General features: G+C 68.6%; 12 protein-coding genes. 5 read left to right on the top strand and 7 right to left on the bottom strand.

The genetic code is table 11. The features are described from left to right. Positions 1–277 precede the first annotated feature (277 nt). Entirely contained in the window at positions 278–2,416 is a 2,139-nt protein-coding gene (locus Ahu01nite_RS13070) for a tetratricopeptide repeat protein (RefSeq protein ID WP_203836753.1), read from the top strand. A 13-nt stretch (positions 2,417–2,429) separates the two neighbouring features. Here the strand turns inward: Ahu01nite_RS13070 and Ahu01nite_RS13075 are convergent, their stop codons facing one another. The 6 genes from Ahu01nite_RS13075 to Ahu01nite_RS13100 are packed head-to-tail and all read right to left on the bottom strand — an operon-like array spanning position 2,430 to position 9,358. Next, entirely contained in the window at positions 2,430–3,485 is a 1,056-nt protein-coding gene (locus tag Ahu01nite_RS13075; protein ID WP_203836754.1) for a VWA domain-containing protein, read from the bottom strand. Next, positions 3,485–4,453: a VWA domain-containing protein gene (locus Ahu01nite_RS13080; RefSeq protein WP_203836755.1), complete on the bottom strand. Its 969-nt coding sequence runs from the start codon at positions 4,451–4,453 to the stop codon at positions 3,485–3,487. The genes Ahu01nite_RS13075 and Ahu01nite_RS13080 overlap by 1 nt, the downstream gene beginning before the upstream one ends. Next, positions 4,450–5,337: a DUF58 domain-containing protein gene (locus Ahu01nite_RS13085; RefSeq protein ID WP_203836756.1), complete on the bottom strand. Its 888-nt coding sequence runs from the start codon at positions 5,335–5,337 to the stop codon at positions 4,450–4,452. The genes Ahu01nite_RS13080 and Ahu01nite_RS13085 overlap by 4 nt, the downstream gene beginning before the upstream one ends. A gap of 3 nt (positions 5,338–5,340) precedes the next feature. Then, on the bottom strand, positions 5,341–6,339 hold the full coding sequence (locus Ahu01nite_RS13090; RefSeq protein ID WP_203836757.1) for an AAA family ATPase: 999 nt from the start codon (positions 6,337–6,339) through the stop codon (positions 5,341–5,343). A 21-nt stretch (positions 6,340–6,360) separates the two neighbouring features. Further along, complete coding sequence (locus Ahu01nite_RS13095) at positions 6,361–7,236, bottom strand: S1C family serine protease (RefSeq protein WP_203836758.1); 876 nt, start codon at positions 7,234–7,236, stop codon at positions 6,361–6,363. A 58-nt stretch (positions 7,237–7,294) separates the two neighbouring features. Then, positions 7,295–9,358, bottom strand: coding sequence for a phosphocholine-specific phospholipase C (locus Ahu01nite_RS13100; RefSeq protein ID WP_203836759.1), 2,064 nt, complete (start codon positions 9,356–9,358; stop codon positions 7,295–7,297). Positions 9,359–9,566: 208 nt separating this feature from the next. Between Ahu01nite_RS13100 and rho the strand changes: the two genes are divergently transcribed. From rho to Ahu01nite_RS13120, 4 genes are all read left to right on the top strand, one after another. Then, entirely contained in the window at positions 9,567–10,664 is a 1,098-nt protein-coding gene (gene rho, locus Ahu01nite_RS13105; RefSeq protein WP_203836760.1) for a transcription termination factor Rho, read from the top strand. 257 nt (positions 10,665–10,921) lie between these two features. After that, positions 10,922–12,370, top strand: coding sequence for an APC family permease (locus Ahu01nite_RS13110; protein WP_203836761.1), 1,449 nt, complete (start codon positions 10,922–10,924; stop codon positions 12,368–12,370). Positions 12,371–12,380: 10 nt separating this feature from the next. Then, a complete protein-coding gene (locus Ahu01nite_RS13115) occupies positions 12,381–13,163 on the top strand; it encodes a hypothetical protein (RefSeq protein WP_203836762.1) in 783 nt (260 codons plus the stop codon). Continuing rightward, on the top strand, positions 13,160–14,353 hold the full coding sequence (locus tag Ahu01nite_RS13120) for a PLP-dependent aminotransferase family protein (RefSeq protein ID WP_203836763.1): 1,194 nt from the start codon (positions 13,160–13,162) through the stop codon (positions 14,351–14,353). Before Ahu01nite_RS13115 ends, Ahu01nite_RS13120 begins: the two co-directional genes overlap by 4 nt. On the opposite strand, the gene Ahu01nite_RS13125 is transcribed toward Ahu01nite_RS13120, so the two are convergent. Next, positions 14,350–14,682, bottom strand: coding sequence for a hypothetical protein (locus Ahu01nite_RS13125; protein WP_203836764.1), 333 nt, complete (start codon positions 14,680–14,682; stop codon positions 14,350–14,352). The genes Ahu01nite_RS13120 and Ahu01nite_RS13125 overlap by 4 nt on opposite strands. Positions 14,683–14,705 lie beyond the last annotated feature (23 nt).

The raw sequence follows: 14,705 nt of genomic DNA on the forward strand, positions 1-14,705 counted from the left end.
ACCAGATTGTGGTCAGCTGTTCGATCACCCACGTGGTCACGGCCCGTGCGATACCGCTGAGCAGCCCGATGACCGCGGTATCGGCGATCCTGTTGCGATGCGTATGGGGTCTCGAGTCATGGTCGCGGTGGTTCATTGAGTGCTCCTGAGTCGTAGGCAGAACGCGGAGCCGGTCGGCCGCGTGTTCAGAATCAGGTCGCTCGAAGGGGTCGATCCTCAGCACCGACAGGTGACGACGGGTGCCAGGCCGAGCCGGTTGACGGAAGCTGAAGGGGCGATGGATGCCGACGAGTCCCGACCCGCGATCCGCCGTGGCCGGCCCGTGGAACGCGTCGTGCTGCCGGCCGGACCCGCGCGGGATTTAGCGGAGGTTCTCTACCGGTTGTATGCGGAGGCGGACTGTCCGCGGCTGGACGACTTGGTCGAGACGATCGCCGCGGATGACAGCCTTCCCGGGGCACCGAAGAAGGATCTGATCAGCAAGATCCTCAGCGGTGAGGGCCTGGGGACGCAGCAGGACACCGTGACCGTTGCCGTCGCTATGGCTCATGCTGCCGGTCGCGGGGACACTGAGAAACTGGCAGAGAAGGTGCGCCAGTTATGGATCGACGCCAGGACGGCGCCCGCATCTCTACCCCTGGCACGGCTGGGCCGGGCAGTCGCAGCCTGCGATCCTCTGGCGCTGGAAGTTCATCCCACGATCCAGGCGCATGGCCTCGGGCAGCACCCGGGCCTGCTGCCGGCGTACGTGCCCCGGACTCATGATGCGCGGCTACGGAACGTGGCTGATGAAGTGATCCAGGGGAGTTCGCGGATGGTGACACTGGTCGGCGGTTCGTCGACCGGGAAGACCCGGGCCGCGTGGGAACTAACCCAGTATCTGGATCGACGGACGCCGAATCAATGGCGCTTGTGGCATCCTTATGACCCGACCCGCTCGAGTGCAGTGGAATCCGTCCTGGACCAGGTCGGCCCGTACACGATTGTCTGGCTGAATGAGGCGCAGCACTACCTCATGCCCGCTGTCCCGGAACTCGGTGAGCGGGTCGCAGCCGGCCTGCGCACAGTGCTCAATGACCCGAGCTGCGGACCGGTACTGATCCTGGCCACGCTCTGGCCGCAGTACTGGCAGATGCTGGCCTCACGGCCCGACCCCGGCCAGCCGGACCCGTTTGCCCAGGCTCGGGATCTGCTGACCGCGACCGCGGTGATTGTCAGCGACAGGTTCACTCCTGAAGAGCTCGCCGGCCTGGTCGAGGAGGGCACCGATCCTCGGGTACGACAGGCCGCTGCCCGTGCCGAGAACGGCCGTGTCACGCAGTACCTCGCAGGTGCGCCCGAACTCGAGGTCCGATACCGCACGGCCCCCGCTGCGGCACGGGCGGTCATCCGGGCGGCGATGGACGCACGTCGTCTCGGCCATCCCCTCGCCTTGCCGCATGCCCTACTGGCTCGAGCCGTGCCGGGTTATCTCGACGACCAAGACTGGGATGCGCTCGGAGAAGGCTGGCTCGAACAGGCCCTCGCCTACTGTGCGGAGCCTTGCAAGGGTGCCCGCGGACCCCTGACCCGAGTTCGTAGCCGGCTTGGCATCGGACCTCTCGAAAGAGGTCAGCAGCTTTACCGACTCGCGGACTATCTCGAACAAACCGGAAGCATCGAGCGTGTCGCCGTCTATCCGCCCGACACACTCTGGGCCGCTTTCAACTCGACCATCACCGACACCGGTTTGCTGCGCGCGCTCGCCCGGCAGGCCGAGGAGCGAGGTCGCTATCAGCACGCTGTCAACCTTTATCGCAATGCCGCCGAACGCGGTGACGTCCACGCTTTCCACGCGTTGGGCGTGCGACGGGAGCGATCCGGCGATCCCATCGGCGCTGACGAGCAAGTTTTGCCGGCCATCGATCATCGTGTCCCAAGGACTCCGCAGACCGAGTCCCTGCCACGAGAACAGCACGCGGATCGCATCGTGATTGCAGCGCCTTACTCGCACGAAACCACCGCAGCCGTGGTCCAGGCCCTGGTCCGGGAACAACACGGTGACCCCGTCGGTGCGGAGACCCTGGCCATCAAGGCCGCCGACCGCGGCAACCCGAACGGATTGCAGATCCTGGCCCTACGACGGGAGCAGAACGGGAATCTGGCGAGTGCCGAGGCTCTGGTCGTTCAGGCTGCTGACCGCGGCGACACCGAAGCGCTCCGGACCCTGGCCCTGCGGCGTCTGCAGAACGGACACCTCGCTGGGGCGGAAAAGTTGCTCTTGCAGGCCGTCAATCGCGGTGACGCCCGGGCGTTGCTCGCCCTGGCCCAGCTCAGGGAACACGACAGAGACGCCGTGAACGGTGAACGGTTGCGGCGGTTCGGACTGACCGGCGCAGGCACACCGGCCTGGAGCCTGGACTTCAGCGCAGGGTGAGGGCTTGGGCGCGTTACGGGCGGGGGCGGCTCCACCAGAGGGAGAGGCCGGTGGCGGTGAAGGCGCAGAGGAAGCCGGCCAGGAGGAACCAGGCGGTGATCTCGACGTTCTGTTTGTGGAGGCCGAATTCTTTGGGGAGGTCGCCGAGGACGTCGTTGAGTTGGTCGGCGTCTTCGGCTCGGAAGTAGCGGCCGCCGGTGAGGTCGGCGACTGAGTTGAGGGCTTGTTCGTCGATTTGCTGGTTGCGGCCTCCTCCGCCGAAGCCGCCTCCGCCCCGGTTGCCGCGGCCCATGAAGGAGTCGCCGCTGACCTGGTCGGGGGTGCAGACCATTTGGGCGGGCTGGGTGGTGCCGAAGCCGATCGTGTAGACGCGGACGTGGCGGGCGGCGGCCTGCTCGGCGGCGGTGACCGGGTCTACGCCGGTGCTGTTGGCGCCGTCGGTGAGGACGACGATGGTGTCCGGGACGTAGTCGCCGAGGGTGTTGGGTGGGGTGTCGGTCAGGTCGATGCCGGTGGCTGCTACTTCGGGGTTGTTTTCGGCGATGGCGTCCAGGGAGGTCAGGATGGCCTGGCCGATGGCTGTTCCGCGGGCGGTTTTGAGGGTGTCCATCGCGTCGAGCAGGGCGTTCTTGTCCGTGGTCGGGGCTACCAGGAGGCCGGAGATGCCGGAGAAGGCGACGAGGCCGATCTTGGTGCCGTCGTCCTGGGCCTTGATGAATTCGCGGGCGGCGTCGCTGGCCACCGCGAGGCGGTTGGGGGCGATGTCGGTGGTGCACATCGAGCCGGAGACGTCGATGGCCAGCAGGATCGAGGTGTTGTTGGCCGGGACCGAGAGGGAGGCCTGGGGGCGGCCCGCGCCGACGGCCAGGGCGAGCAGTCCGGTCAGGAACAGGTAGACCGGGATTTTGCGGCGCCAGGCGGTGCGGCCGGGGAGGGCCGCGCGGATCAGGGCGATGCTGGAGACGGTGATCGCGGAGCGTTTGCGGCGGCGGTTCAGCCACCAGCGCAGGGCCAGCAGCAGCGGCACCGCCAGCAGCGCGAGCAGGGCCCACGGCCAGCTGAACGACATCAGACGATCCTTCCGTGCCAGCGTGTGCCCAGCAGGCCGCCGGCGAACAGCAGCAGGAGAGCGGCGCCGGCGAACGGCGCGGTCAGTTCGACCGGCTTCTTCTCGGTGGTCAGGCGCAGGTCGATCGACTTGGTGGTGTTGTCCAGCGCGGCTGCGTCACCGGCTGCCTGGTACGCGCCGCCGGTCGTCTGCGCGACCGTGGTGAGCAGGGATTCGTCGAGCGCGGTGTTCAGCTGGTAGCCGTCCACCTCGACGGTGGCACCTTTGGCGGTGCCAACCCCGACAGTCTGGATGCGTACGCCCGCAGCGGCCGCAAGCTCAGCAGCCGCCTCAGCATCGGGGCCCCCGGTCTCTTGACCGTCCGAGAAGATCACGACCGTCGCGGACGGCCAGTAGCCGAGGTCGGTGGAGGTGGAGTCCGCTGTCACCGGTTTGCCCGTGACGGTGCCGAGCGCGACGAGGATGGCCTGGCCGAGTGAGGTGCCACCACCCGGCTTGAGCCGTTTGATCGCGGCGACGGACGCGGTGTGGTCGGCGGTCGGCGCCTGGGTGAGCAGGGCCTGGTCGCCGAAGAGCATGACGCCGACGTCGACGGTGTCCGGCTGGTCGTTGACGAAGTCGGTGGCGGCGGCCTGGGCGGCGCCGAGCCGGGTCGGCTGCACGTCGGCGGCGGACATGCTGTTGGAGACGTCGAAGGCGAGTACCACGGTGCCCGAGACCCGGGGCACGGACAGCTCGGCCTGGGGACGCGCCAGACCGACCAGCATGATCGGAAGGGCGGCGATAAGGAGGGCGTACGGAAGATGGCGCCGTAATGCCGGCCGCCGTGACCCGCCCCCGGCGAGCACCCCGAACCCGGCCGCGGTCAGTGCCCGGGTCCGCCGGCGTTGCAGGGTGACGTAGCCGTAGATCGCCAAGCCGGTGACCAGCACCGCGACGGCGATCACGATCGGGTAGAGGAAGCTCATCGGCGTACCCGTCCGGATCGCTGGACCATGCCGACCAGAGCGGTGAGCAGGTCCTGGTCGGTGGTGATGCGGTGCGCGTCGACGCCGGCCCGGCGCATGCCCTCCGCGAGCTCGTCCTCGCGGGCGCCGACCTGGGTGGCGAGGCGGCCGCGCAGGAGTGGGTCGCTGGTGTCGACGAGGATCTGCTCACCGGTTTCCGCGTCCTCGACCAGGATCAGGCCGAGGTCGGGGAGCTCGAGCTCGGCGGGGTCGACGACGCGGATGACGACGACCTCGTGGCGGTGGGTGAGCATCGCGAGGGGGCGGTCCCAGCCCGGGTCGCCGATGAAGTCGGACATCACGAAGACCAGGCTGCGCCGGCGCAATGTGGTGACGGCGGCGAGCTGCAGCATCGCGGACAAGTCGGTGGAGGAGCCCGGGGTGCCCGGCGTAACAGGACGCAACAGCTCGTGGGTGATACGCAGAATCTGATCTCTGCCCGTACGCGGCGGAATGATCTTGTGGTTGCCGTTGTCGTAGAGGATCGCGCCGATCCGGTTGCCGCCCTGGGTGACCAGCCGCCCCAGGCTCACCGCAAGCTCGGTGGCGATGGACTCTTTACCGGCACCCTGGCCGAACCGCATCGACGCCGACCGGTCGATGACCAGCCACGCCGTCAGCTCGCGGTCCTCGGTGTACTGCCGGACGAACGGCTCGTCGAGGCGGGCCGTGACGTTCCAGTCGATGTGCCGGACGTCGTCCTCGGGCGTGTACGCGCGCAGGTCGGTGAAGTCGATGCCGGTGCCGTGCCACACCGTGCGGTAGGCGCCCTGCAGGCGCCCGTCGAGGCGGCGGCCGAGACGCCACTCGAGACGCCGCAGCAGCCGGTCGGGGGCCGAGGTCATGGCTCAGCGGCCCCGGCCGGCGGGCTCGGGAACGGAGAGGTTCGCGAGCACCTTGCCGAGGATCATGTCCGGGGTGATCTCGTCGGAGAGCGCCTCGTAGGAGAGCACCAGGCGGTGCCGCAGCACGTCGAGGGCCAGGTCGGCGAGGTCCTCGGGGACCACGTACTCACGGCCGCGCAGGTAGGCGAGGGCGCGCCCGGCCAGCACGAGACTGATCGACGATCGCGGGCTGGCACCGAACGTGACGTACTTGGCGAGGTCGGTCAGGCCCACCTTCGCGGGGTCACGGGTGGCGTGCGCGAGGTTGACGGCGTACTCGATGAGGGAGGGGTCGACGTAGACCTGGTCGGCCGCCTGCTGGAGCCCCACCAGGATCTCCGGGTCGATGATCTTCTGGATCACCGCGGCGGGGGCGAGGGCCCGCTCGACGACCACGAACTCCTCGGTCACCGTCGGGTAGCCGATGACCACCTTCATCATGAACCGGTCGACCTGCGCCTCGGGCAGTGGATAGGTGCCCTCGGACTCGATCGGGTTCTGGGTCGCCATGACCAGGAACGGGTTGGGCACCTTATGGGTTTCGCGACCGATGGTGACCTGGCGTTCCTGCATGACCTCCAGCAGCGCGCTCTGCACCTTGGCCGGCGCCCGGTTGATCTCGTCGGCGAGCAGCAGGTTGGTGAAGACCGGCCCGAGCGACACCTGGAACTCGCCGGTGGGCTGGTGGAAGACCCGGGTGCCGAGGATGTCGGCGGGCACCAGGTCGGGGGTGAACTGCACGCGGTGGAACTCGCCGCCGATCGCCTCCGCGAGCGACTTCACCGCGAGCGTCTTGGCGAGCCCGGGCACGCCCTCGACCAGGATGTGCCCGCGGGCGAGCAGCGCCACAACCAGCCGTTCGAGCAGCACGTCCTGACCCACGATGGTCTTCTTGACCTCGTAGAGGACCTTCTCGATCGGGCCCGCGGCAGCTGCCGGGGTTCCCGCGTCGTTCCAACTCATGCAGCGGTCCTTCCTAGAGGCCTAAAGGGGAGGTGCCTGGCCGGTGCCGTCGCCGCCCGCGCCCAGGGCGGACCCGATCGGCACGGCGAACCCGATGCCGATGAACGTGCCCGCATCCGTCGGGTTCGCGAGCGACACCACGATGCCGATCACCTCGCCGCGGTCGTTGATCAGCGGGCCGCCCGAGCTGCCCGGGTTCACGGCCGCGTCGAACTGGATGAGGCCCTCGGGCCCGTCGCCAGAGATCGTGCGGTTGAGACCGGAGACGACACCGCTGCTGGTGCTCATGGTCAGCCCGAGCGGGTTGCCGATCGCCACCACGGTGTCGCCGACCGCGGGGCCGCCACCGAGCACCGCGGGCACCAGCGTCTCCGGCAGCTGCGCCGGGGTCAGCGTGGCGATGTCCTGCGCGGGGTCGGAACTGGCAACGGAAGCGGTCGTCTCGGTGCCGTCGGTGTAACTGATCTTGATAGCGGTGGCGCCGTCGACGACGTGGAAGGCGGTCAGGATCGAGCCGTCCGCGTTGGCGATCACGCCGGTGCCGATCGCCGACTCGGTCATGTTCTTCGCCTGGGTCGACGTGCCACGGCGGGTTGTCTGGATCCGTACCACCGAGGGCAGCAGCGTCTGATAGACGTCTGCCGTGCTCAACGGGCCCTGCGAGGCGGACGGGGTGGGCGCGGGCTTCGGCGCGACCGCGGCCGGGGTGTCGTCGCCGCGGGTGAACACGACGACGGTGATCACCAGCGCCCACGCCAGGATCACCCCGAGCAGCACACGTCGGCGCAGCTCAGGGGTGTTCCACTGGCGCTTCGGCGCGGAATCGGAGCTGTCCGGTTCGTCAGACAGCTCCGATGGCTCCGAAGTCGGCAGCACCGTCATCACGGGACGCTCCATGCACCGAGCCTAAGAGCGGTTCCTCAAAATTGACCGAAAGAAGGCTGACCGGCTCACATCAAGAGACGACCAGGCCGCCCATCCGCGGATCGGTGATGCTGTCCTTGCCGTTCTCCAGGTGACCGGCGCAGCGGTAGACGACCTCCGGACCCGCGGTGATCTCCAGGTCGTACCAGCCCCGGCTCCGGACGACCGCGAACGACTCGCGCGAGCTCTCACTGCCGCGCAGCGACACCGTTGTCCGTTTTGAGGTGTACGCGTCCCGCACGGTCAGCTGCAACCGGCTCGATCCCGCATTGGTGAACGTCACGGTGACCTTCTCCGCGCGCGTGTCGTAGTCGGTGCGCAGCCCGAGCACGGCGGCGGCGCGAGCGCTGCTCCGGAATTCCCGGTAGAAGCCGTTCGGGCCGTGGACCGACAGGTCATATCCGGTGGTCGCGGGCCACGTGCCGGTCAGTGTCTTGCCCGGCTCGACGGTGAAGCTGCGGGGGTCCTCGTCCTCGGCCATCGAGCGGGCCTGGAACACCGCCGTCGCGCGTCCCGTGTTGCGGAAGGTCACCGTCAGCGTGCCGTTGGCCACCCGGGCATCCGCGTGCAGCGAGTACGGCAGCGCGCGGGCGGGGCGTACACCCTTCTCCTGGTGGGGGAGGCGCTGGTCGGCCGGGGGAACGAGGATCGCGTTGGGGTGGCGTACGAGCTCCGCGGGTTTGAACTCCTCGGTGCCCGGCAGTCTCACCGGGCGCGACCGGTTCGGGGTCTTGAAGTCGAACGCGCTGGTCAGGTCGCCGGTGACCGCCCGCCGCCACGGCGTGATGTTGGATTCGACCAGGTCGGGGCGGCCGTTCGCGAAGCGCGCCTCGAGGAAACGGATCAGCGACGTGTGGTCGAAGAGCTGCGAGTTGACCCAGCCGCCGCGGGTCCACGGCGAGACGACCACCATCGGCACCCGCAGACCGAGGCCGTAGGGGCCGGCCGGGTTGCTCGCGTTGCCCGGGAAGATCTCGTTGGTGGTGGGCACGGTCGACTCGCCCGGCGTCGGGGGCGCAAGGTGGTCGAAGAAGCCGCCCTCCTCGTCGTACGTGATGAAGAGCGCCATCTTGCTCCACACCTCGGGGTGCTCGGCGAGGATGTCGATGACCTGCGAGACGTACCAGGCACCGAACGCGGGCTCCCAGTTCGGATGCTCGGTGTACGCCTCCGGCGCGACGATCCACGAGACGGCGGGCAGCGTGCCCTCGCTGACGTCCCGGCGGAAGTCGCTGAGCAGCGCCTCCGGGTCACGGCCCAGCGCGTTGACGTTCGTGCCCGTCTTGGCGCGGTCGGCGAGCGGGGTGCCCGGCGCGGCGTTCTGATACTGGTGGAAGTAGAGCAGTGCGTTGTCGCCGTAGTTGCCGATGTAGGGATCCGAGGTCCAGCCCCACGATCCTGCGGCGGTCAGGCCGGTGCCGACGTCCTGGTAGACCTTCCAGGGAATACCTGCGCGCTCGAGGCGTTCCGGGTAGGTCGACCAGTCGTAACCGGCCTCCGCGTTGGTGACCACCGGGCCGCCACCCAGGCCGTCGTTGCCCACCCAGCCGCTCCACATGTGATAGCGATTTGGGTCGGTCGGGCCCAGCAACGAGCAGTGATAGTTGTCGCAGACGGTGAACGCGTCGGCCAGCGCATACTGGTAGGGCAGGTCACCGCGGTTGTGGTAGGTCATCGTGGTGACGCCCTTGTTGGGAACAAACCGGTCGTGGCGGCCGTTGTTCCAGGCGGCGTGGCCATCGTTCCAGCCGTGCGGCGGGTCCGGCAGGAACGTTCGGCCGAGATCCGGCACGTCCGGGCGGAACGGCAGCAGATCCGGTCCACCGGCCTGCGGTTGCTGCCACACGGTCTTCCCGTTCGGGGTGCGCATCGGGTGCGGGTCGGCGAAACCTCGCACCCCGCGCAGCGTCCCGAAGTAGTGGTCGAACGACCTGTTCTCCTGCATGAGAAAGATGACGTGCTCGACGTCGGCGATGCTGCCCGTCCGGTCGTGGGCCGGGATCGAGAGCGCCTTGCTGAGGTCGAGCGGAATCGCCGCTGCGGCGGCCGGTAGTCCTGCCATGCGCAGGAAGGCCCGGCGATCGATGTTCGTCATGATTCCGGAAGTTATCGGTTTCAGATGGACAGAAAATGGCTAACAGGTGGTACATTGCAGGAAGCCAAGGCTGAGAGCGGCTGTAGTCGCCCCCAAGGCTTCCTGGATTCACCCTTTCGCACCTCACTGCTGCGTCTTCTACGACCCAGGCTGTGCGATCCCATTCTTGGCACCGACACGGTGCCACCTTCCTTTTTGGAGTTCCGCTGTGACGGACTTTTCCGCATTTCTCGACATCGTCGACGACCGTGCCTGGCTGCGTGCCGACGGTTACCTACCCGGACCGGACGACATCCCGGTCTCCCAGAACCAGGTGCGGCAGCTCGGGCTGCGCCGCGGTGACCTCGTCACCGGATCCGCCGAGCTCAACGGCCGCCGCCCGGCCGCGCTGAAGGTCGACACGATCAACGGCCGCAAGCCGGGCCGGCGTCCCGACTTCTACCAGCTGACGGCGCTCTACCCGCAGGAGCGGCTGCGTCTCGAGACCACTCCCGACCGGCTCATCACCCGGGTCATCGACCTCGTCATGCCGATCGGCAAGGGGCAGCGGGCGCTGATCGTCGCGCCGCCCAAGGCGGGCAAGACGACCGTGCTCCAGGAGGTGGCCAACGCCATCGCGGAGAACAACCCCGAGGTGCACCTGATGGTGGTGCTCGTCGACGAGCGCCCCGAGGAGGTCACCGACATGCGCCGCTCGATCCGCGGCGAGGTCGTCGCGGCGACGTTCGACCGGGCGCCGCAGGACCACACCGCGCTGGCGGAGCTGGCGATCGAGCGGGCCAAGCGGCTCGCCGAGCTCGGCGAGGACGTTGTGGTGCTGCTCGACTCGATCACGCGGCTCGGGCGGGCGTACAACCTGAGTGCCCGTGGCCGGGGGCGCACGCTCTCCGGCGGGCTGGACTCCGAGGCGCTCTACCCGCCGAAGCGTTTCCTCGGCGCTGCCCGCAACATCGAGGGCGGTGGCTCGCTCACGATCATCGCCACCGCGCTGGTGGAGACCGGGTCCGCGCTGGACACCGTGATCTTCGAGGAGTTCAAGAGCACCGGGAACGCCGAGCTCAAGCTCGACCGTGGGCTGGCCGAGTCGCGGCTGTTCCCCGCCGTCGACCTGGCGAGCTCGGGCACCCGGCACGACGAGACGATCATGGCTCCCGGCGAGCTTGCCGCGGCCGCGCTGATCCGGCGTGCCCTCATTGGACAGGATCGGCGCGAGGGGCTGCAGCAACTGCTCGCCCAACTGCGTACGACCAGCTCGAACAGGGAATTCCTGCGCCGCGTGACCCACTCGCTGGCCGTTGCCGGCTGACCCGTTTTAGGCCGTTAGATGGCAAAAGAACTAAACGGCGCGTATAACGCATGATCCCAAAGCGTGATTAGCACTACTTTCGCGCAGCCGCTGCTCCGGGAAGCATTTTCGTCGTAAGGTGTCCGCCGAACGTCGAAGATCCACAATCCACTCTTCCCGGAGGCCCCCGTGTTCCGCCGGACCCTTACGTCCGACTCCAACGTCCACACAGGACCAGAAACTGACATCTCGGCCAGCTGCGGGGGCGGTAGCCGACGATGACAAACCAACCGTTCGCACTCGACCGCAAGACGATGACCGCGCCGGCGATGTGGGTGTTCGCCGTCGCCGCGTCCGCCCTGCCGGTCGTCCTGCTGGGCAGCATCCCGGCGACGTATGCGACCACCGGCGTGCTCGCCGTGCCGCTGGTGTTCCTGCTCGTCGGTGCCGTCGTGGGCTTCCTCTCGGTCGGCTACACCGAGATGTCGCGCCAGGCTCCGCACCCGGCCGTCTACTACGCCGCGGTCGCCAAGGGCCTCGGCAAATCCACCGGGGTCGCCGCCGGCTTCATCGCACTCCTGGCCTACAACGGCATTCAGACCTCGCTGTACGGGCTCCTCGGCGCCCAGCTCTCCGACACGTTCGGCGGCAAGTGGTGGGTGGGCGCGCTGATCGTCGCCGTGCTCATCGCGGCGTTCGGCAGCAGCGGCATCACCCGCTCGACGGTTGTGCTCTCCCTGGTGCTCGCCGTGTCGGTGCTGGTCGTGGTGATGTTCGTGATCGCCGCGGTGCAGAACCCGGCGCTGCCCGGCAACTACAACCCGGACGGTTTCAGCACCGCCGGGCTCACCGGTGGCATCGGCGGCGCGGCCGCGTACGTGCTCGCCTCGCTCATGGGGTTCGAAGCCGGCGCCAGCTTCTCGGAGGAGGCCCGGACCCCGCGCGGACCCGGGCGTTCCGTCTCCGTCGCCCTGCTGGTGCTCGTGGTCGTCTACGCAGTGGTCGCCTGGGCGGTCGGTGTCGCGGTCGGCCCCGGCCAGGTCACCGCCGGTCTGCCGGACCCGATGGAAGCATTCGACCTGCAGTACGGCCCGCTCATGCCGCCGTTCGTCACCATGGTGCTGATCTTCGCGATCATCACGTCGATGCTGGCCCTGCACTCGATCGCCGCCCGCTACGGGTTCGGCATGGCACGTGAGGGTGTGCTGCCACGGTGGATCGGCAGCACCGGGCGCGGCGCGCGTACGGGTGCCCCGGTCGGCGGATCCCTGCTGCAGAGCGGCATCGCGGTCGTGGTGATCGCGGTCTTCGCCATCCTCGATCTCGACCCGCTGGCCTCGTTGTTCGCCTGGTTCTCGACGGTCGGCGCGCTGGGCCTGATGACCCTGCTGATCCTCACGTCGATCTCGGCGATGCGATACCTGCGTGAGGGTGGCCCCGCCCAGGCGAGCGGCTGGAAGCGCGTGATCGCTCCCGGGCTCGGCGTCGCCGGCGGTCTCGTGGTGCTGGTGCTGATGGTGGTCAACGCGGACGCCCTGATGGGCAGCGCGCCCGGTTCCTCGGTGCCGCTGATCATCCCGGCCGTGGTGGTCGCCTGCGCGATCGCCGGTCTGTTCTGGGCCGGATACCTGCGCAGCTCGCGTCCCGACGTGTGGGAGCAGATCGGGCAGGGGCAGGGCAACCGGCACGCGGTGCCGGCGGCCCGGCTCGCGGACATCGAACTCTGAGGACGACGTCGTGACCCAGCAGCCTTATCAGAGTTCCGGCCGTCATCACTTCACCCCGGCCGCTGCCCCCTCCTGGGGACAACCGGCCCCGCAGGCTTTCCAGGAACCCCAGCCTGCCGAGGACAGTGCGATCACTCCTTCGGTACGCGGCCGCACGCTGGACCGCAGCATCCAGGTCAACGCCTCGCACGCCCGAAACGCGGCGGACCGGATCGGCACCCGGGACGCGCTCGGCGAGCACGCGCTGATCCTGTTCTCGGTGGACGGCACGGCACGGCCGTTCCAGCTCAGCACCGCGACGCGCCTCGACTACGAGGAGCACCGCGGCGAGGACCTGCCGGCCATGCTGACCTCGCTCACCAACCATGCGTGGACGCAGATCCAGGCCGCGCATCGCACCGGGAAGCGGTGGGATCCGCGTACGCCCATGGACGGGCTGGTCCTGCGCAGTGACCCGGTCACCCCGCAGACCGAGTACGTCGGGCTCGCGATCTCCACACTGGACACCCCGGTGGCGCCGTGGCACGAGCTCAAGCGCACGGTGACCGGCGCTGACGGGCTCAACCTCGCCGGACAGGGCTACGTGCTGCTCAAGGACGGCTCGGCCATGTACTTCCTGCGCGCAGCCCAGATGAGCGGCGGCTCGGGCCAGCACCTGATCGTCACGAACCGGCCGGTGCACAGCATCTACCGGCCGACGCTGGACAACGAGCTGCTCTTCAACGCCTCGCTGGAGCAGACCCTGATCTGGCAGGCGCTGGAGAAGCTGCATCACGTCCTGATGAGCTCATGAACACCCCGCCCGGGGATCCCGGCGTCGGCTGGCTGGACGAAGCCGCCTCCCTGATCAGCGGCAACCCCGTCAACGTCGACGAGGTCCTCGGCGCCACGCTCGCCCAGCGCGACGGCGAAGCGGAACGGCACATGTTCTTCCCGACCGGTCCGGCCGGGAATTTCGGTGCCATGCAACGGTTCCAGGACGTGCTCTGGAACAACATCGGCAGCGCCGGCTCCAATCCGCCCGGCGGCAATCACACCAAGAGCTTGGAACGGGCGCTGCTGGCCTGGGCGGCGCGGTTGTTCGGCCTGCCGGCCGACGACTGGTGGGGCAACGCGACCACCGGTGGCACGGCGGGAAATCGCGCGGGCCTGCTCATCGCGCGGGACCGTTTTCCGCGTACGCCGTACGGCATGACGACGGCGGTCGCCTACTACTCGGCGGCCGCCCATTACAGCGTCCCCAAGATGCTGCACGAGTTGAACATCCCGGCCGTGCGGATCCACACCGACGCGTACGGCGAGATGGACTACGGGCACCTCGCCGAGCAGCTGCGCCCCGGAGCCCCGGCCATCATCACGGTGACGGCGGGCACGACCATGACCGAGGCCGTCGACGATCCGGGCAAGGTTCATGCCGTGCTCGATGCAGGAGGCATCGAGGACCGTTATGTCCACTGCGACGGGGCACTGAGCGCCATCCCGCTCGCGCTCGACGGGGCTCTGGTCACCGAGGGGGTCGACTCGGTCTCGCTCAGCGGTTACAAATTTCTGGGTACGCCCCGGGTCGGCGGCCTGATCGTGGGTCGCAAAGCCGCCGGCCGCCGTAGCGAGCGCGTCTCCTACATCTCGGCCATCGACGACACCCCGGTCGGGAGCATCGACGGGCTGCCGATCGCGATGATGTGGTACACCGTCGCCACGCAGGGGGAGCACGGGTTACGGGCGCAGGCGCACGCTGCCCGGCGGCTGGCCGCGTACGCGGAGAATCGGCTCAATGCGATCGGCTGGCCGGCCTGGCGGCATCCGTGGTCCTTCACGGTGGTCTTCCCGACGCCGCCGGCGAGCATTCAGCAGCGGTGGCCGCTCGCAAACGACACGATCGGTCAGAGCCACCTGATCTGCATGCCACGGACCAGCCGGGAGCAGGTCGACGCGTTCGTTTCAGCGATGGAGGCCGTCACGTCGTTGCAGGCGTCCGCTTAAGCGGGATCCGGGGCGAAGGCTAGATTCAGGACGGCGTGGGCCACCCAGATGGCCTGCTCTTTGTTGTCGTACGGGCCGACGCGTAACTCCACGGCCTTGTCGCCGAACAGGGCGCGTACGGTCCAGCTGTTGGGGTGTCGCTCGTCCTCACGGCTGTGGTTGACGATGACCTGGGTGGCGGCGCGGATGTTGACCACCGACCAGCGTTCGTCGCCGCTGGGCCAGGCCCGGAACCAGCCGGCGGCGACCGCCATGGCTTCCTTCTTGGCCTCGGCGAGCGCCCACTTCGCCTCTTCGGGAACCGCTGGATCGGGTGCCTCGTGCGTCATGGTGCTCGCCTCGCTTCCGCTAT

This window comes from Winogradskya humida (genome assembly GCF_016862215.1).
Taxonomy (GTDB): domain Bacteria; phylum Actinomycetota; class Actinomycetes; order Mycobacteriales; family Micromonosporaceae; genus Actinoplanes; species Actinoplanes humidus.